The following is a 17,028-nucleotide window of genomic DNA, read 5'->3' as shown; positions in this document are numbered from 1 at the left end:
GCTTGAGATACGCCCGGAACTTCTTGGCGTTCGCCGGGCGGGGAAGCCTTGCCCTGATCCCATAATATTCGCTGATTGGACGAATCATTATAAGTTAATGGGAAGGTTGAACAGCGCCGTGCTAGCGTCCAGAACCAGGTTGTAAATAACAATAATCGATAACAGCGGACAAAAGGTCGTACCAATGAATAAAACAAGATTTGGATGCCGGGCGTTGATGTGTTTGTTGCTGGTCGCGGTGACCAGCGTGGCGGGAGCCAGGGAACTGAAGCTCGGTTTGATCGTTCCCGGAAGTCATGCCTGGAGCAAGGCGGCGGAAACGTTTGGCGAGGATCTGGAAAAACAATCCGACGGTGAATACAGCGTGGCGGTGTTCCCGGCCGGTCAGCTGGGCAGTGAAGCGCAGATGTTGCAGCAATTGCAAACCGGCGCTTTGGACATGGCCTTCATGACCGCCGCCGAGGTGGCCAACCGGGTCCCCGACATGGGCGCGCTGTTCGCCCCTTATCTGGCGGAAAACGTCATGGAGGCGGATCAACTGCTTAACGGAGCCACTGCTCAGGCGCTGCTGGAGGAATTGCCACGTAAGGCTGGCGTGGTCGGCCTGGGCTATGGAGTTGCCGGCATGCGTCTGATGCTCACCGCCTTCCCGGCGGAGGATGTGCAGGCGATTAACGACCATAAAATCCGTATCACGCCCTTTCCGCCAGTGCAGGACTTTTATCGTTTGCTCGGTGCTGTTTCCACACCGATGCCGGTTACCGACGTTTATGATGCTCTGGCCAACGGTCAGGTGGATGGCGTCGACGCGGACCTGGAACTGGTCTGGAAACTGCGTCTTTACGAGCGTGCCAAGACGGTGCTGCGCAGTAACCACATGATGTTTCCGGTGCTGGGGTTGATCTCGGCGCGCACCTGGTCGCAATTGGACCAGGACGACCGCGACCTTATCCGCACCCTGACCCGTACGCGTCTGGCGGAGCTGGCGCCGTATTATCAGAAGTCCCAGGCCGAGACCCAGGCCGAGATCGAAGCCAAGAACGTCAAGGTAATCGAGGTGGGTCCGGATTTCTTCGGCGACAAGCTGGATCAGTGGGAAGAGCTCTGGATGAAGAAGACGCCGGTGCTTGGGGAACTCCGCGGGGAAGCCGCCGAACTGTAACCCCGATAGCGGAAGAGCGACTATGATCCAGGCGTTAAGTGATTTCCTGGGCCGCTTGGAGCGCGCGGTTCTGCGTGCCCTGGTGGTGCTGATACCGGTGATGGTTCTGGTCAACGTGGCGGCGAGGGCCTTCAGGGCTCCGATTTTCTGGCTTGATGAGTTGGCGGTCCTGACCATGGTGTGGCTGGCCATGATCGGTTTGAGCGTCACCCTCAAGCACCGCGACGCGGTGGCGGTGACCCTCCTCACCGACGCGGTGCCGGCGGCGGCCCGGAAGGGACTACGGTTGGCCTCTGATCTGGTGGTGCTGGCGTTCGCGGTGATTTTTTTTATTCTTTGCTACCGCTGGTTCGATCCCATCGGGTTGGTGAACAGCGGCTTCGACCTGGAAGCCTTCGCCGCCGAAACTTTCAACTATATGTACCAGGAGCCCACCGCCACCTTGGGCATGGCCAAGTTCTGGTTCTGGCTGATCATGCCGGTAGTGGCGTTCACCGCCAGTGTGCATGCGCTGGCCAATTTATTGGCCACACTGCGTGCCTCAGGCGCGGATTTTCAGCAGGTCCGGTCGGGCGCGGAGGGGGTGGATTGATGGCGGTGATCGCGCTTTTCGTGGTGTTGTTGTTCATCGGTGTGCCCATCGCGCTGGTGCTGGCGGTCAGTGCCATGGGCTATATCCAGCTGAGTGACAACAGCGTGCTGTTTCTCTCTTATCCGCAGCAGTTCTTTGGTGGACTAGATAAATATGGCCTGCTGGCGATTCCCCTGTTCATGCTGGTGGGCGAATTGATGAACGAAGGCGGACTGACCAAACGTCTGGTCGCTTTCGCTTCGGTGTTCCTGGGTTCGGTGCGCGGCGGACTGGCCTACATCAATATTCTCGCCAACATGATGCTGGCGTCGATTATCGGCTCCGCCAATGCGCAAGTGGCGGTGATGGCACGGGTGATGGTGCCAGAGATGGAGCGCAAGGGGTATAAGCGGGATTTCGCCACCGCCACCACCGCCGCCGGCGCTTTGCTGGCACCGGTGATCCCGCCGTCCATGCTGTTCGTTATCTTCGGTGTCTTGGCGCAGATCTCCATTGGTGACCTGTTCATTGCCGGCATTATTCCCGGTCTGATGATGACGGCGGGCTTCATTCTGGTCATCGCGATACTCGGCTTTATTCATGAATATCCAAGGAACGAGCGCCTGACTCTGGGCCGGATTCTGCATGATCTGCTGGCGGGGCTGCCATCGCTGAGCGTGCCGGCGGTGATGATCGGCAGCATCGTCGGTGGCATTGCCACGCCCACCGAAGCGGCGGCGGTGGGCGCCACCATGGCGGTGCTGGTAGGGCGCTTCGCCCACGGCGAGATGAAGCTGCATCGCATGGGAGACATGCTGTTGCGGGTGGGTGTCAACAGCGGCGTGGTGCTGGCGCTGGTGGCTGCCGCCGCGGTATTCGGCTGGGTGATTATCTACGAACAGATTCCCCAGCAACTGGGTGACCTGATGCAGAGCATGACCTCCGATCCCTTTGTCTATCTGCTGCTGCTGATCGGTCTGTTGCTGTTGGTGGGCATGGTCATCGATGGCATCGCGGCGCTGATCCTGTTGGTGCCGATCGTGCTGCCGGTGGCGCAGTCAGTGTACGGCATTGACCCCTATCATTTGGGCGTGGTGATGTGCATCAACCTGACCCTGGGTCTGCTGACGCCGCCGGTGGGCGCGGCGCTTTACGTGGCGTCCCGGGTTACCGAATGTCGCCCCGGGGACATCATTAAATCGCTGTTGCCGTTCCTGCTGGTCACCCTGGTGGTGATGATCCTGATCTCCTGGCAGCCGGATCTGGTCACGGCGTTTCTTTCTTAAACGTTGTGCTTGGAAGTAACGCTTAAAAGTAATTTTGATGAAGGGAAGGGAGACTGGAATGACCCGAATGAGGGATAAAGTGGTGATCATTACCGGCGCTGCCCAGGGCATCGGCGCTGTCTATGCCAAGGCCCTGGCCGCCGAGGGAGCCCGGGTAGTGATCGCCGATGTGCTCGATGGTGCGCCCCTGGCGGAAGAGATCAATGCCTCCGGCGCCGAGGCCATGGCTGTGCGCGCCGACGTCGCCGACGAAGTGTCCGCGAAGGCGATGGCGCAGGCCGCGATGAAGCGCTTCGGGCGCATTGATGTACTGGTCAACAACGCGGCCATCTATGCCTCGCTGGAAATTCAGCCGTTCGAGGATATCGACCTGAACGAGTGGGACAAGGTGATGGCGGTGAATGTGCGCGGTCCCTTTATCTGTGCCCGGGCGGTGGCGCCCTGCATGAAGGCGCGTGGTTACGGCCGTATTATCAACATCTCTTCGGGCACGCCGTTCAAGGGCACGCCCAACCTGTTGCATTACGTCACCTCCAAGGGCGCGGTGCTGGCCCTGACCCGGGCTCTGGCCCGGGAGTTGGGCGAACACGGTATCGCCGTGAATACCCTGGCGCCGGGGCTGGTGCTCAGTGAAGGGGTAATCGCCAACCAGGCCATGCGTGACAAACTCACCGCTCCGGTGCTGGCCAGCCGCGCCCTCAAGCGTGACCAGACGCCGGAGGACCTGATCGGCCCGCTGCTGTTCCTGGCCTCCGATGAGAGCGCCTTTATGACCGGCGAAAGTGTGGTGGTGGATGGCGGCTCGGTAATGCACTGAGCTGCCGTGAGGATCAGGGTTTGAGAATGCCCGGATCCAAAGGCAGCTCGATCAGGAAGGGACGTTGCGCCGATAAAGCGCGCTCGAACACCGCCTCGAAATCCTCCGTCTTCGTCACCCGTTCTGCCTCCGTGCCAAAAGCGCGCGCCAGGGAAATCAGATCTGGATTGACCAGGTCGGTGCCGTAACGGCGGCCCGGGTATTGCCGTTCCTGATGCATGCGGATCGAGCCGTAGGAGCCGTTGTTGACCACGATGACGATCACGTTGGCGCCATATTGGACGGCGGTGGCCAACTCCTGACAGGTCATCAGAAAGCAGCCGTCGCCAGCGAAGCACACCGCCGGCCGTTGCGGGTTGTCGAGTTTGGCGGCGATCGCCGCCGGCAGACCATAGCCCATGGAGCCGGAGGTGGGCGCCAGCGCGCTGCCCAGGGCCCGGAACGGATAGAAGCGGTGCACCCAGAGCGTATAGTTGCCGGCGCCGTTGCTGATCACCGCTTCCGGAGGCAGCCGTTGACCCAGCCAACGAACGATGCGTGCCAACTGAACTGGCCCTGGTGACTCGGTGGGGCGTACCCAGCCGCGATGAACCTGGCTGGCCCGCTCCATCCAGGCACGCTGTTCATCGTCCGGGAGGCGGTCGGTGTGCGGAGACAGGGCTGCCGCGAATGCCTCGACGCCGGCGCAGATCGCCAGATCGGTCTGGTAGACATGCCCGAGCTCCTCCGGTTGTGGATGCACATGGATCACTTGCTGGCGTGGCCGGGGCACGGATAGCAGTTGGTAATGGCGGGTGGTGATATCGCCCAGCCGGGTACCCACCGCCAGGATCAGGTCCGCGCCCTGGATCAGTTCGGCCAGCGCCGGGTTCATGCCCAGACCGGCGTCGCCGGCATAGAGTGGGTGGGTGTTGTCGAAGCGATCCTGACGACGGAAACCGGTGATCACCGGAATACCCCGGGCCTCGACGAAGTGCGTCAGGGTGTCCCGGGCCTCCGCGCTCCAGCCGCTGCCGCCGAATATCGCCAGCGGCCGCCGTGCCGCCGCCAGGCGGCGCTCCAGATCCTCAACGTCGCGGGCCGCCGGGTGGCTTTGCGCGGCGTTGACCGCTGTGGGGGCCGCCGCCGTTTCCACGTTTTCGTAGAGAAGGTTCTCGGGGAGTCCCATCACCACCGGACCCTTGCGGCCGGCCTGGGCGGTGGCGAAGGCCCGGTTCAGGTGTTCCGGCAACCGCTCGGCGTGCTGCACATCGGTGGCCCACTTGGCCACCGGACCGAACAGCGCCCCCACGTCCACTTCCTGCCAGGCTTCGCGTTCCTGAAAGCCGCTCGGTATCTGGCCGACGAACACCAGCAGCGGAGTGGAGTCCTGCGCCGCCACATGCAGCCCGGCCAGGGCATTGGCGCTGCCCGGTCCGCGGGTGACGAAGCACACGCCGGGCCGGCCGGTGAGCTTGGCGTGCGCTTCCGCCATCATGGTGGCGCCGCCTTCCTGACGGCATACCACAAGCTGGATTTCCGGCACGTCGTGAAGGGCGTCCAGCACCGGCAGGAAGCTTTCTCCCGGCACCGTGAAAACCCGGTCCACGCCGTTGGCGCGCAGCCGATCGACGATCATCTGCCCGCCACTGGACTGATCACTCATTGCCCGTCCGCCGCTTCGTCGTAGTACTTGCGGGCGCCGGGATGCAGCGGCGCCGCCAGGTTCTCGTTGGCGGAGGCGCCTTCCAAGGTCCAACTGGCCATGGAGCCGAAAGCACTCTTGACCGCTTCCCGCTGATCCATGATCGCCTTGGTGATGGCGTAGGCTTCCTGGTCGGGCAGGTCGGCGCGGGCATAGAGAGAGGTGCTGAAGCCCACCCCCTTGACCGGTTCGTTCTGGCCCTCGAACAGTTCCGCGGGCATGGTGGCGGCGGCGAAGCCGTAGTCCCGCAGATACTTCACCGCCTTGTCGCTGAGACTCAGAAAGCGCTGTCCCGGAGTGATGGAAAGCTGGGCGGTATTGGGATGGCCGGCGGTGGTGATGCCGATGATCATGTCCAGCTTCCGGTCGCCGAACTGGTCTTGCAGGATGCTCAGGCTGGAGCGGGTGACACTGCCGCCGAAGGCCTCGATGTCCTCGTAGCTGAGGTCATTGGCGGCCAGGATCAGACGCGCGATGTATTCATTGAGACTGCCCTGAGGACCGGTGCCGATGCGCACCGCCAGTTTTTTCTCCTTGATGTCCGCGAGGCTCTGGATGTCGCTGTCGGTTTGCACGGTGACACGTTGATAGTACTGGTCCAGGCCGCCCACCAGACCGCGGATGTTGTCGATCTCGCGATCGAAGGGACCGAAACCTCGTCCGGCCCAGGCGGCCACCGGCGGAAAGATCAGACCGATGTCGGCGCGGCCGGCGGCCAGTAGTTTGGTGTTGGCGATCGCCATTGGCGTGCCTTGAATATCCACGGTGGAGCCTTGCGGCAGGGCGTTGAGCAGCTCGGTGCGCAAGGCGCCGGCATAGGCGTACCAGGTGGTGCCGGTGGGGCCGGCGGCGAACTTCACCTTGATCGGATCCGTAGCCAGGGCGGGGCCGGTCAGTGAGAGCAGGGCGGCCAACAGGGGGGGCAGGATGGTATGGAAGTTGAGGTGTCTCATTTGTTGTTCTCCTGATGCATGAGTAACGGTTAGGTGGCCTGGCACGGAGTGCCGCGTTTGCGGCGCCATAGCTGTCCGCCCCAGACTACGGCAAGTAGCGCCAAGCCGATCAGCGACACGACCGGCTTGGGGGTGATCAGCATGGCGGCGGCGGCCAGCAACAGCAGCGCCTCCGGCCGCGTGTTGGCGGCGCGCAGGTAACCGGCCACGCAGCCGGCCAGGGCGTAGCAGCCGATCGCCGCGGTTACCGTGGCGGTGACGATCTGTGTCCATTCGCCCTGCAGCAGCAGCGCCGGACTGAAGGCAAAGGCGAACGCCACCAGAAAGCCGGCCAGGCTGTAACGAAACGCCGCCCAGCCGGTTTGCCAGATATTGGCTTTGGCGATACCGCCGGCGACGAACGCGGCCAACGCCACCGGTGGCGTGACCATGGACAGCGCAGCGAAGTAGAGCACGAAGAAGTGCGACGAAAGTTGCGGAATGCCGAGTTTGTCCAGGGCCGGAATGGCGAGGATGGCGCCCATGATGTAAGCGGCGGTGGTGGGCATGCCCATGCCCATGACGATCACCATGATCATGACCAACAGCAGGGCGGGGATGGTCATGCCGCCGGACAGGGTGGTGACGAAGGTGCCAAAGGTCAGCCCCAGGTTGGTGGTGGAGGCGATGCCCACCACGATACCGGCTCCGGCGCAGGGAATGGCCACGGCGATGGCGCCGCGGGCCCCGGAGACGAGCGCTTGCACGGCGTCGCCCAGCACCGTGCCCAGCACGCGCGGCAGATTGCCGGCACCACCGGTACGCAGTCCTTCCCAGCAACGTCCGCACAGCCCCAGTAACAGTGTCAGCCAGATTGCATCCAGAGTGGCGGAACTGAGCGCCCGGCCTGCCATGATCTGATAAACCAGCACGACCACCGGAATCAGCAGATAAAGCCGCTTGAGCACACCCGCCCAGTCGGTTTCGATCTCCTCCGAACGGAGGCCGGAGAGCTGGTTGCGCCGCGCCAGCAGGTCCACCACGAAGTACAGCGCCAGATAGAACAGCAGCGCGGGGATGATCGCCGCCATCGCCACTTCCGCGTAAGGCACCCCCATGAACTGGGCGATCAGGAAAGCGGCGGCGCCCATCACCGGCGGCATCAACTGGCCGCCGGTGGACGACGAAGCTTCCACGGCGGCGGCCTGCTCGCTGCTCATGCCGGAGCGCTTCATGGCGGGAATGGTGAACATGCCCATCACCGCCGCGTTGGCGGTGGCGCTGCCGCTCACCGAGCCGAACAGAGTGGATGACAGAATCGACACCTTGGCCATGCCGCCGCGCAACTTGCCCACCAGCAGCACGGACAGATCCATGAACAGCTGGCCGCCGCCGAAGAACTGCAGAAAGGCGCCGAACAGCAGGAAATAGAACACCTGGCCATAGGAAACAATGCTGGGAATGCCGAACACGCCCTCGTTCTGCATGGTCTGCATATCGATGAAGGTTTCGAAGAACAGCCGGCTGGGCTGGCCATCGTGACCAATGATGCTCAGCAGCGGTAAATCGCGCAGCAGCGGACCGCAGAACTGGTAGACCAGGAACACCAGGATGACCACGGTGAGGCCCATGCCCAGGGAGCGGCGCACGGCCTCCACCACCAGCACCAGAGTAGCCATGCCCACCAGCAGATCGCGCCAGGTGGGCGGGTCCACCATGGCGATGCGGGTGGTGAGCATTTCGCTGCTGAGGTAGTAGTGCACGGCGATGGCGGCGGCCCCCGCCACCAGCAGGTAATCGCTGGCCCGGAACAGGGAAAAAGTGCCGTCTTCCCGAGGCCGCAGCGGATGAGCGATGAACGTGAGGGCGACACCGAACATCACATGGATGGGGACCGCCACGATCAACTCCAGGGGCGTGCCGTAGACCATCCAGATCTGGAACAGCGCCCATAGCAGCGCTACCAGGCTGGCCGGGGTCAGGAATGTCTTCATGCTCCAGCCTCCGAACGGCGGCCGGCGCGGCTCTCGCCAAGTTCTCCCAGCAGGGCGGACACCGTTACGCCCAGCAACAGGGCCCAGAACGGTGAGCTGATCCCCAGTAGAGAGAATTTGCTCATCGCCACGGTAAGCGCCACGAATGCCCCCACCTGGCAAGCGCCATTCTTGCGGAAGGCCTGTTGAAAAGCGCCCAGCAGCACACCGATCATAGCCAGGCCGGCGATCACCATGATCAGCGCTTTGGGTAAGGCGAGGAGGAAGGGAACGGCGGCGCCGGCGAACAGGCCAAACAACATGAACAACACACCGTTGATCAGTGAGGCACCATAGCGCAAGCGCGCGTCAGCGCCGGCTTGTTCGGAGGAACAGATGGCGGTCATGGGGCCGGCGATGTTGGCATTATGGCCGCCCAGCAGGCCCGCCAGGATACCGCCCACACCGCTGGCGATGGTCATGTGGTTGATGGGCGGTTCATAGCCCTCCGCCATCAGCACGCCGATGGCCTGGGCGTTCTCGGCGCCGATCACCAGGGCGGTGAGCGGCACGGCGATGGCGAAGAACGCCTGCCAGGAGAATACCGGCGCGGTGAACTCGGGCATAACGAATCCCAGGTTCACGTCAGCGGGTTGCAATTGGCCCAGCCATAACGCGATGCCCAGACCGACCAGGCCCGCCACCAGCACCGGCGGCACCGAACGCAGCAGCCGGCCGGTGAGGAAGAACGCCAGAGTGGCGGTGCCCGCCACCCAGGGCGCCGCCACCACGGAGTCCACGGCTCCGGTGGCGAAGCGGAACAGGGCGCCGGCGATCATCGCCATGACGATTGGCACCGGCAGCCAGTGGGCGAGGCGCCCGATCAGGCCGCTGGCGCCGAGCGCCAGCACCATGACACCGCTGGCGATGAAGGCGCCCACCGCCTCGTTGAAAGGAATTATTTGCAAGGACGCCGCCAGAATGGCAGCACCGGGAATGGTATAGGCACCGCTGATGGGCAGCCGGTAGCGCAATGAGAAAAGCACACTGATCAAGCCGCCGAGCACATAGATGGCGAACAGCCAGGCGACGGTTTGGGCGTTGCTGAGGTGGCCGCTCTCGGCGGCGTTCATGACGATGATCGCCGGGCCGGTGCAACCGAACAGGGTGGCTACCACGCCGGTACTGATGGTGCGGGCGTTGAAGGCGGCTCGTAGCGGGACGGCGTCCTGGCTGGACGGCCGGGCTTTGATACCGCCGGCGGACATCTCTTTGGGCATGGGCTGCCTCCATTTTTGTTATGAGCCGGGCGGGCCAGGCCCGGCGGGTTGTTGTTCGCTCGCCTCATTCTCCGTGGCTATTCTCCACGAAACACCGCCGGGCGTTTTTGGTGGAACGCCTCAACACCTTCCTTGAAGTCGGCGGAGCTGCGCAGGCGGCTGTAGCAGTGGCCTTCCATTTCGATAGCCACCTTGAGCGGTGAGTCCTCGTTGTCGTTGATCAGCTTCTTGGCGGTACGCTGGGCCAGCGGGGAGAAGCGGCGCAGCTCTTCCACCAGAGCATTGGTGGCGCTTTCCAACTCGGTATCCGGCACGCATTCGGTGACAAAGCCCCAATCCAGGGCCTGAGCGCCGGAGACCCGCTTGGCGCGCATCACCATGTGTTTGGTGCGGGTGATGCCAATCATTTTCTGCAAGCGGGCGGAGCCACCGGAGCCGGGGATCTGCCCCAGATTCTGTTCCGGCAGGGCGTAACGGGCGGTCTCGGAGGCAATGCGGAAATCGCAGGCCAGCGACAACTCGAAACCGACACCGAAAGTGTAACCCCGGTTGGCGGCGATGACGGGTTTGCTGCAGCGTTCGGCGGCGGCCACGTTCCAGGCCAGTTTGGAGACGTGTTCCGGGGACGCCTCCAGAAAGCCGCGGATGTTGCCGCCGCTGGAGAAATGCTGCCCCTCGGCGCGCAGCACGATGACACGCACGCCCGGATGGGCATCCAGGGCTTCGAACACCTGCCGCAGATCCTCGCGCTGACTCATGGCGATGACGTTGTAGGGCGGACGGCCGAGGATGATGTCGCCGCGTTCCTGGTCGGTGCGCAATTCCACCTTGAAGCCGTCGAAGTCCGAGGCCAGATACTGCTCAATGTCATTGGGGGTCATGGTGATTTCCTCTGCTAACGAATCAGGACTGCTCGGCGGGCTGCGGTTCGCTGTGGTCAGCGATCAGGACACGACGCAGAATCTTGCCCACCGGGGATTTGGGTATCTGGTCGATGAATTGGTAACGGCGTGGACGCTTGAAGCGAGCCAGGCCGGAGGCGATGCAATGGGCATCCAGTTCTTCCTCGCTCACCGGATGCCGGGTCTTGATGAAGGCGGTCACCAGCTTGCCCCACTGTTCGTCGGGCAGGCCCACAACGGCCACTTCCTCTACCGCCGGGTGCAGGGAGAGGGCGTTCTCTATTTCCGCCGGGCTGATGTTCTCACCGCCGGTGATGATCAGGTCATCCACCCGGCCGGTGACGAACAGGTCGCCGTCCGTGTCGAAGAAGCCGGTGTCGCCGGTGAAGTACCAACCGTCGCGGATCGACTTTGCGTCGGCGTCCGGGCGTCGCCAATAGCCCTCGAAGGCTTCATCGCTGGCCAGGTCGGCGATGATCTGGCCTTCCTCGCCAGTGGGGATTTCGTCGGTGGGTGTCTCGGCGTTCAGTGGCACCACACGAATGCGCTGGTTGAGGGCGCTACGACCGGATGAACCTGGCTTGCGGCTTGCGGTCTGGTCGATGGTGAAGGTATAGATTTCAGAGCTGCCGTAGTGATTGACGAACAGCTCTGGTTGGAACGCCGCCTCCACGCGGCGCATCAGACCGTCGCTCATGGGAGCTCCGGCGAAGCCGATCTTGCGCACGCTGGCCACCCGTTTCGGGGTGAATGCCGGGTGCTCGATCAGCATGTGATAGAGGGTGGGGACCAAATAGAGGTTGCTGATGCGTTCGCGCTCAATGGCGTCCAGAGTGGCTTCCACGTCGAAGCGGGGAATACATACGAAGTGGCCATCCAGCAGTGCCATGGCCAACAGCGAGCGCACACCCATGGTGTGATACAGCGGCATCACGCCTAGTGTGCACTCGCCGTGGGCGTAGAGGTTCTGGGCCACATGGGCGACGGCGGCGGCGCGCTCGGCGCGGTGCCGCCGGGGCACGCCTTTGGGGCGGCTTGTGGTGCCGGAGGTGTATAGCATCAGGGAGCCGTCCTCGGGGCCGGCTCGCAAGATGGTTTCCGTCGGTGCCTGGGCGCAGAGTTCCTCGAAGTCGTAAGCGCTATCGAACGGCTTATCTCCCACGCTCACACAGGGCAGTATTGGTGCATCCATGGTCGCCACGGCATCGCGTACCGCCTCATCGTGGATCAGCGCGCGCGCGTCCGCGTCGTCCAGGCTCCATTGCAGATCGTCGGCGGAGCAGCGCCAGTTCAACGGTGTCATCACGATGCCGGCAAATTGACAGGCCCAGTGCAGAGTCGCCATCTGCCAGCGATTCTGCATGGCGGCCACCAGGCGATCTCCCTTGTTCAGTCCCAGCGATTGCAGGCCGTGGGCGGTACGCTGAATGATGTTGAACCAGGCCTCGTAGGTGAAGCTCTGCGGCCCGTCGCTGATCGCCGTCGCCTGTGGGCGGCGTTCCACCGCCGCCAGGAAGCTGCGTCCAAGATCAAACATCGTTGCGGTTCTCCAAAGCTTGTTGTTGTGATTCGCCTTCGTGGCGTTGCTCGGCCACTTCCAGCACCGCGCGAACAATGCCGGTGTAGCCGGTGCAGCGGCACAGATGTCCCGAGAGCATGTCGCGTACCCGGGTTTCGTCCGGGGTCGGTTCCCGTTGCAGAAACTCCACGCAGGACATCAGGATGCCGCTGGTGCAGAAGCCACATTGCAGTGCGTGGTGGCGGTTGAATGCTTGCTGCAGGTCGTTCATCACGTCGTCGCGTGCCAGCGACTCCACGGTATCGATGCGGCGGCCGTCGGCCTGAACCGCAAGCATCAGACAGGAGCGTGAGGCGATGCCGTCCACCAGTACCGTGCAGGCGCCGCAAACACCGTGTTCGCAGCCCACATGGACGCCGGTGGCGCCGAGCTCATGGCGCAGGAAATCACACAGCTGCATGCGCGGTTCGGCGCTGCCATGGCGTGTTTCGCCGTTGAGTTCCAATTCGATGTCACAGCGCTGCTCAGCGGGGGCGTGCATGGGAAGGCTCCTCGATCAGTCGGCGGCCCAGTTCGCGAATCAGTTGGCGCCGGTAGGCGGCGGACGCATGAACGTCGCTCTGGGCACCCAATGACCAGGCCAGAGTATTGAGGGCGTCGGGCAGGGCATCGCCCAGGGGCAGGGTCTGTGCCACCGGCCGGTCGGCGACACCACCCACGCCCAGGCGGGCACCGTGGTCGCTCAGACACAGAGCCAGTGCCACCAGGGCGAAGTCGCCGTGGCGCATGGCGATCTCCCGGAAGCGGTATTCGGTGCCGTCCTGCGCCAGCGGGAAACGTACCTCGGAGATCAATTCCCGGGGTTGGCGGGCGGTGGTGAGAAGGCCTTGGAAAAAGTCCGCCGCCGGTACTTCACGGCGTTTGCCCTGCAGCGATTCCAGGACCACGATGCCACCCAGGGTCACCAGGCATAGCGGGATTTCGGCACTGGGGTCGGCGTGGGCCACTGAGCCGCATACCGTGCCCCGGTTGCGGGTCTGGAAGTGGCCGATCCAGGGCAACGCCTGGGCCAGCAGTGGTACTTCCGTCGCCAATTCCGTGCGGTCGGTGAGTTCCACCTGGCGCACCGCCGCGCCTACCGCCAGATGGCCGCGTTCGTTGCGGATCGAGCGCAACTCCTCCACCCGATTGATATCAATCACCAGTTTAGGTTGAGTGAGGCGCATATTAAGCGTGGCCATCAGCGACTGGCCCCCGGCCAGTACGCGGGCGTCCTCGCCGTGTTCGTGCAGCAGTTGCAGGACCTCGCGCTTGCTGGAGGCGCGCACATAGTCAAAGGACGCGGGTTTCATGATGCGTCTCCTTTTCCGAGCAGCCGTGCCAGCAGGGTGCGTAATCGTTGCCAGAGTCCACCGCTGGGTTGGCCGGTAAGGCGCTGAGCGAGTCGGTTGAAGACCTGGCCGATGATGATTTTCGAGGCACTTTGCAGCATGCGTCCGCCGACGGCGGCGATCTTGCCACCGACGTCCACTTCGTAGACGTAGTCCAGACGGGTATGGCCGTTATCCAGAGCCACCAGGGTGACGTGGGCGCTGCCGGAGGCGGAGCCCATGGGACTGTCGCCGGAGCCGGACAGGCGCAGGGAATGGGGCGGGTCCAGATCGCTGAGCCTGACCCGGGCGGCGAAGCGTGCCTTGATCATGCCCACGCCCACGGTGACATCGGCGCGGTACTGATTCTCGCCTTCCAGCTCCAGGGCATGGCAGCCGGGGATGATGGCGCGCAAAGTTTCCGGATCGAGCACGGTGTCATAAACGGTTTGCGGCGACGCCGGCACCTCCACGGAATCGCGGGCCTGCAACGCCGGCCCGCCGGCCTTGGGCGCCGCCAACGGTTCCAGACCTTCCGGTGCTTCCGGTTCGTCGATGCCGATCAGCGCGCGGACCCGGGATGGCGTCAGCGGCAGTTGGATGTCATCGCGGCCGAGGGCATCGGCCACCGCGTTGGCGATGCACACCGGCGTGCTCATGTTATTGCCTTCCCCCACGCCCTTGGCGCCCAGGGGCGTGAACGGCGACGGCGTTTCGGTGTGCAGGATCAGTGGCTCCACCGCTTCCGGAGCGGTGGGCAGCAGATAGTCGGCCAGGGTACCGGACAGGAAACTGCCATCTTCGCCATAGGCGAACTCTTCCATCAACGCGATGCCCAGGGCCTGGGTGAAGCCGCCGCGGATCTGGCCGTCCACCAGCATCGGGTTGAGCAACCGACCGGCGTCGTGGCTGGTGACGTAGCGGTCGATATGGATCTCGCCGGTGATACGGTCGATCTCCAGCCCGCAGAAATCGAAAATGAAGCCGTGGCACAGGGAACTGTTGATGTGGTCATCGTCGTCCGGGGCCTCCAGTTGCGGCGGCGTCCAGAAGGCGGTTTCACGCAGGCCGCCGGGCTCGTTCTCCGGCAGCAGGGCGGGGGACCAGTGGGCGGTACCGGCGACCCGATGGAAGCCCAGGCTGGGGCCGTCCTCGATGAATACCTTGCCGTCGGCGAAACGGACCTGGTCCGCGTCCAGGTTCCACATTGTGGCGGCGATATTGGCCAAACGTTCGCGCACCTTCAGCGCGGCTTTGTAGACGGCCCCGGCTACCGCGCCCGAGAAGCGGCTGGAATAATTGCCGGAGGCGATCGACCAGGCGTCCTTACCGGTATCCAGCTCCACATTGACCATAATGTCCTTGGGGGCCACGCCCAGCACTTCGGCGACCACCTGAGCGGCCACAGTCTGATGTCCCTGGCCCTGGGGTGTGGAAGACACGTGCACGGTGATGCCGCCGAGCGGATCGATGCCAATGGTGGCGGTGCTCACGGCGCCGTTCTTCGGCCCGCTTTTGCGTCGTTGTTCGGGAGTCAGGGCGGTGGTGATATAGCCCATGTTGGAAATCGAGGGCTCCACCACCGCGCACAGACCAATGCCATAGAGGCGGCCTTCGGCCCGCGCCTGGTCACGCCGCTGGAGCAACTCGCTGAAGCCGCCATCGCGCAGCGCCAGATCCACGGTGGCGCCATAGTCTCCGGAATCCAGAAGCGCCCCGGAGGCGGTGCGATAAGGGAAAGCGTCGGCGGGCAGCAGGTTACGACGCATCACCTCCAGCGGATCCAATCCCAGTTGGCGTGACACCTGATGCATCAACCGCTCCAGTGCGAAATACATCTGGCCGCCGCCGAAGCCCCGGTTCAAACCGCTGGGCAGCTTGTTGGTGAGCACCACGCGGTTACGTACCGCCAGATTACGGATGTCATAGGCGCCAGTGAGGTTGCCGTGCATGCGATAGAAGGTGGCTGGCTCCGGCGCGCGCAGGTAGCCGCCGCAATCATCGATCTGGTCGTAGCGCAGCGCAGTGACGCGCCCATCAACATCCACCGCCGCTTCCATATCCGCCACTCGATTGGTGGCGCTGGATGAGGCTTGCAAATGCTCCAGGCGATCCTCCACCCATTTCACTGGGGCGCCGGCCTTGCGCGCCGCCAGGCCCATCAGCACCACATAGGTGAGCACGCCTTGTTTGATGCCGAAGCTGCCGCCGGAGTCCGGTGGCGTACGCAGGCGCAGACGGTTACTGGAGACATCCAGGGCTCGTGCCATCACCGAGTGCAAGGCATAAGGGCCCTGGAAATTGGAAAGAATATCGTAGCTGCCCGAGGCGGGCAGGTACTGGCCCAGTACCACGTAGCATTCGATCGGGGTGCAGGAATTGCGGGGGTAATGCACCTTGATGGATACCCGATGAACCGCCTCGTTGAAGGCCTTGTCCGGGTCGCCGTAGTTGAAGTGGCGTTCGTTGACCACGTTGCTGCCCACCGCCTCGTGCAGCACCGGGGCCTCCTCGGTGGCCGCCTTTTCCGGATCGATCACCGGTTTGAGCGGTTCGTACTCAACCCGTACCGCGTCCAGAGCGTCCTCGGCCAGATAACGGTCCTCGGCGATCACCACGCATACTGGTTCTCCCACATAGCGCACTTTATCCACCGCCAGGCACCAGTGCTCCATCGGTGCCCGTACTCCGACCGGGAAGGGATTGGCCCAACGTTTCACGTCCTCTCCGGTCAGGACCGCGCGTACGCCTTTCAGCGCCAACGCCCTGGAAGCGTCCACGGCCAGCAACCGGGCATGGGCATGGGGGGAACGGACAATGGCTGCATGCAAGGTGCCGGGAGGCGTCGCCAGATCGTCGGCGTAGCGGCCCAGCCCTCTCAACAGAGCGGTGTCTTCAAGGCGGAGTTGTCGCTGACCCAGGTGGCCACCTTCGACTCTCGCACCGGCTTGATGCGTGCTCATCCGAGAACCTTTGTTCTGTTATTCGATTTTTATAGTCTCGGGTGATTTTCAGAACGATGCCTTGCCGGTGGTTATGAAGAACTGCCCCTGGGTCCGGAAATTTACCAAATAGTCTGATTGTTCGATGGAGGCGATGCCGTGCATCCTGATCTCTCACTTCTGGAGGTGCGTCCCGTCAAGCGCTTATCAGGGAGACTGATCGGGCCTATCAGGATTCGCTAATGGAGGCGGATGACAGGCCTGTGGTAGCGTCCGGGAGTATTATGGGGGGCAGGTGGTATTTTTTTTTTAGAGAAAAATAAAACAGTGAGTTCACGAATGGCGGAATCCGGAGAAGAAGGAAGCGATTATGGGGGTTTTATTTTTACCGACCAAAAGACCGGCCCTCAGTGACCGTTTCGGCCGGGTCAAACGCAAGCTGCGTTTGTCACTGACCGCCCGCTGCAACTTCCGTTGCCGGTATTGCATGCCGGAACACCCGCAATGGCTGCCCGGGCGGGAACTGATGGACCGGGAGGAACTGCTGCGGCTGGCGACTCTGTTCGTGGACAACGGTATTGAAGAGCTGC

General features: G+C 63.2%; 13 protein-coding genes and 1 pseudogene. 5 read left to right on the top strand and 9 right to left on the bottom strand.

Annotation, left to right across the window (positions count from 1 at the left end):
* Positions 1-184: 184 nt before the first annotated feature.
* The 4 genes from MA04_RS20340 to MA04_RS20325 are packed head-to-tail and all read left to right on the top strand — an operon-like array spanning position 185 to position 3,836.
* Positions 185-1,162, top strand: a complete 978-nt coding sequence (locus MA04_RS20340) for a TRAP transporter substrate-binding protein (RefSeq protein WP_262462539.1) — start codon at positions 185-187, stop codon at positions 1,160-1,162.
* Positions 1,163-1,184: 22 nt separating this feature from the next.
* Entirely contained in the window at positions 1,185-1,754 is a 570-nt protein-coding gene (locus tag MA04_RS20335; protein WP_262462537.1) for a TRAP transporter small permease, read from the top strand.
* Complete coding sequence (locus tag MA04_RS20330; protein ID WP_262462535.1) at positions 1,754-3,019, top strand: TRAP transporter large permease; 1,266 nt, start codon at positions 1,754-1,756, stop codon at positions 3,017-3,019. The genes MA04_RS20335 and MA04_RS20330 overlap by 1 nt, the downstream gene beginning before the upstream one ends.
* 58 nt (positions 3,020-3,077) lie before the next feature.
* Positions 3,078-3,836 (top strand): SDR family NAD(P)-dependent oxidoreductase, encoded by a 759-nt coding sequence (locus MA04_RS20325; RefSeq protein ID WP_262462533.1) that lies wholly within the window; start codon positions 3,078-3,080, stop codon positions 3,834-3,836.
* Between the two features lie 13 nt (positions 3,837-3,849).
* Here the strand turns inward: MA04_RS20325 and MA04_RS20320 are convergent, their stop codons facing one another.
* The 9 genes from MA04_RS20320 to MA04_RS20280 all read right to left on the bottom strand — a co-directional run bounded on the left by MA04_RS20320 (position 3,850) and on the right by MA04_RS20280 (position 16,459).
* Positions 3,850-5,481 carry a thiamine pyrophosphate-binding protein gene (locus MA04_RS20320; RefSeq protein ID WP_262462532.1) on the bottom strand — a complete coding sequence of 544 codons (1,632 nt, stop codon included), beginning with the start codon at positions 5,479-5,481 and terminating at the stop codon, positions 3,850-3,852.
* Entirely contained in the window at positions 5,478-6,473 is a 996-nt protein-coding gene (locus MA04_RS20315) for a TAXI family TRAP transporter solute-binding subunit (RefSeq protein ID WP_262462530.1), read from the bottom strand. The genes MA04_RS20320 and MA04_RS20315 overlap by 4 nt, the downstream gene beginning before the upstream one ends.
* A 29-nt stretch (positions 6,474-6,502) precedes the next feature.
* Positions 6,503-8,446 (bottom strand): TRAP transporter permease, encoded by a 1,944-nt coding sequence (locus MA04_RS20310; protein ID WP_262462529.1) that lies wholly within the window; start codon positions 8,444-8,446, stop codon positions 6,503-6,505.
* A complete protein-coding gene (locus MA04_RS20305) occupies positions 8,443-9,705 on the bottom strand; it encodes a benzoate/H(+) symporter BenE family transporter (RefSeq protein WP_262462527.1) in 1,263 nt (420 codons plus the stop codon). The genes MA04_RS20310 and MA04_RS20305 overlap by 4 nt, the downstream gene beginning before the upstream one ends.
* A 77-nt stretch (positions 9,706-9,782) precedes the next feature.
* On the bottom strand, positions 9,783-10,586 hold the full coding sequence (locus tag MA04_RS20300; protein WP_262462525.1) for an enoyl-CoA hydratase/isomerase family protein: 804 nt from the start codon (positions 10,584-10,586) through the stop codon (positions 9,783-9,785).
* Between the two features lie 22 nt (positions 10,587-10,608).
* Positions 10,609-12,144, bottom strand: coding sequence for an AMP-binding protein (locus tag MA04_RS20295; RefSeq protein ID WP_262462524.1), 1,536 nt, complete (start codon positions 12,142-12,144; stop codon positions 10,609-10,611).
* Positions 12,137-12,667 carry a (2Fe-2S)-binding protein gene (locus MA04_RS20290; protein WP_233916672.1) on the bottom strand — a complete coding sequence of 177 codons (531 nt, stop codon included), beginning with the start codon at positions 12,665-12,667 and terminating at the stop codon, positions 12,137-12,139. Before MA04_RS20290 ends, MA04_RS20295 begins: the two co-directional genes overlap by 8 nt.
* Positions 12,651-13,478 (bottom strand): FAD binding domain-containing protein, encoded by an 828-nt coding sequence (locus tag MA04_RS20285; protein WP_262462523.1) that lies wholly within the window; start codon positions 13,476-13,478, stop codon positions 12,651-12,653. The genes MA04_RS20290 and MA04_RS20285 overlap by 17 nt, the downstream gene beginning before the upstream one ends.
* Entirely contained in the window at positions 13,475-16,459 is a 2,985-nt protein-coding gene (locus MA04_RS20280; RefSeq protein WP_262462521.1) for a xanthine dehydrogenase family protein molybdopterin-binding subunit, read from the bottom strand. The genes MA04_RS20285 and MA04_RS20280 overlap by 4 nt, the downstream gene beginning before the upstream one ends.
* A 349-nt stretch (positions 16,460-16,808) precedes the next feature.
* On the opposite strand from MA04_RS20280, the pseudogene MA04_RS20275 reads away from it, so the two are divergent.
* Positions 16,809-17,028, top strand: a pseudogene (locus MA04_RS20275) (GTP 3',8-cyclase MoaA); the annotation flags it as partial.

The organism is Alloalcanivorax balearicus MACL04 (genome assembly GCF_025532145.1).
GTDB lineage: Bacteria > Pseudomonadota > Gammaproteobacteria > Pseudomonadales > Alcanivoracaceae > Alloalcanivorax > Alloalcanivorax balearicus.
Note: the sequence above shows the minus strand (reverse complement) of the source record. Positions and strands in the feature narration are given on the sequence as shown.

Bases quoted from the DNA above. Each gene is read 5' to 3' on its own strand.
- MA04_RS20340 (WP_262462539.1), top strand. From the start codon at position 185: ATGAATAAAACAAGATTTGGATGCCGGGCGTTGATGTGTTTGTTGCTG.
- MA04_RS20335 (WP_262462537.1), top strand. From the start codon at position 1,185: ATGATCCAGGCGTTAAGTGATTTCCTGGGCCGCTTGGAGCGCGCGGTT.
- MA04_RS20330 (WP_262462535.1), top strand. From the start codon at position 1,754: ATGGCGGTGATCGCGCTTTTCGTGGTGTTGTTGTTCATCGGTGTGCCC.
- MA04_RS20325 (WP_262462533.1), top strand. From the start codon at position 3,078: ATGACCCGAATGAGGGATAAAGTGGTGATCATTACCGGCGCTGCCCAG.
- MA04_RS20320 (WP_262462532.1), bottom strand. From the start codon at position 5,481: ATGAGTGATCAGTCCAGTGGCGGGCAGATGATCGTCGATCGGCTGCGC.
- MA04_RS20315 (WP_262462530.1), bottom strand. From the start codon at position 6,473: ATGAGACACCTCAACTTCCATACCATCCTGCCCCCCCTGTTGGCCGCC.
- MA04_RS20310 (WP_262462529.1), bottom strand. From the start codon at position 8,446: ATGAAGACATTCCTGACCCCGGCCAGCCTGGTAGCGCTGCTATGGGCG.
- MA04_RS20305 (WP_262462527.1), bottom strand. From the start codon at position 9,705: ATGCCCAAAGAGATGTCCGCCGGCGGTATCAAAGCCCGGCCGTCCAGC.
- MA04_RS20300 (WP_262462525.1), bottom strand. From the start codon at position 10,586: ATGACCCCCAATGACATTGAGCAGTATCTGGCCTCGGACTTCGACGGC.
- MA04_RS20295 (WP_262462524.1), bottom strand. From the start codon at position 12,144: ATGTTTGATCTTGGACGCAGCTTCCTGGCGGCGGTGGAACGCCGCCCA.
- MA04_RS20290 (WP_233916672.1), bottom strand. From the start codon at position 12,667: ATGCACGCCCCCGCTGAGCAGCGCTGTGACATCGAATTGGAACTCAAC.
- MA04_RS20285 (WP_262462523.1), bottom strand. From the start codon at position 13,478: ATGAAACCCGCGTCCTTTGACTATGTGCGCGCCTCCAGCAAGCGCGAG.
- MA04_RS20280 (WP_262462521.1), bottom strand. From the start codon at position 16,459: ATGAGCACGCATCAAGCCGGTGCGAGAGTCGAAGGTGGCCACCTGGGT.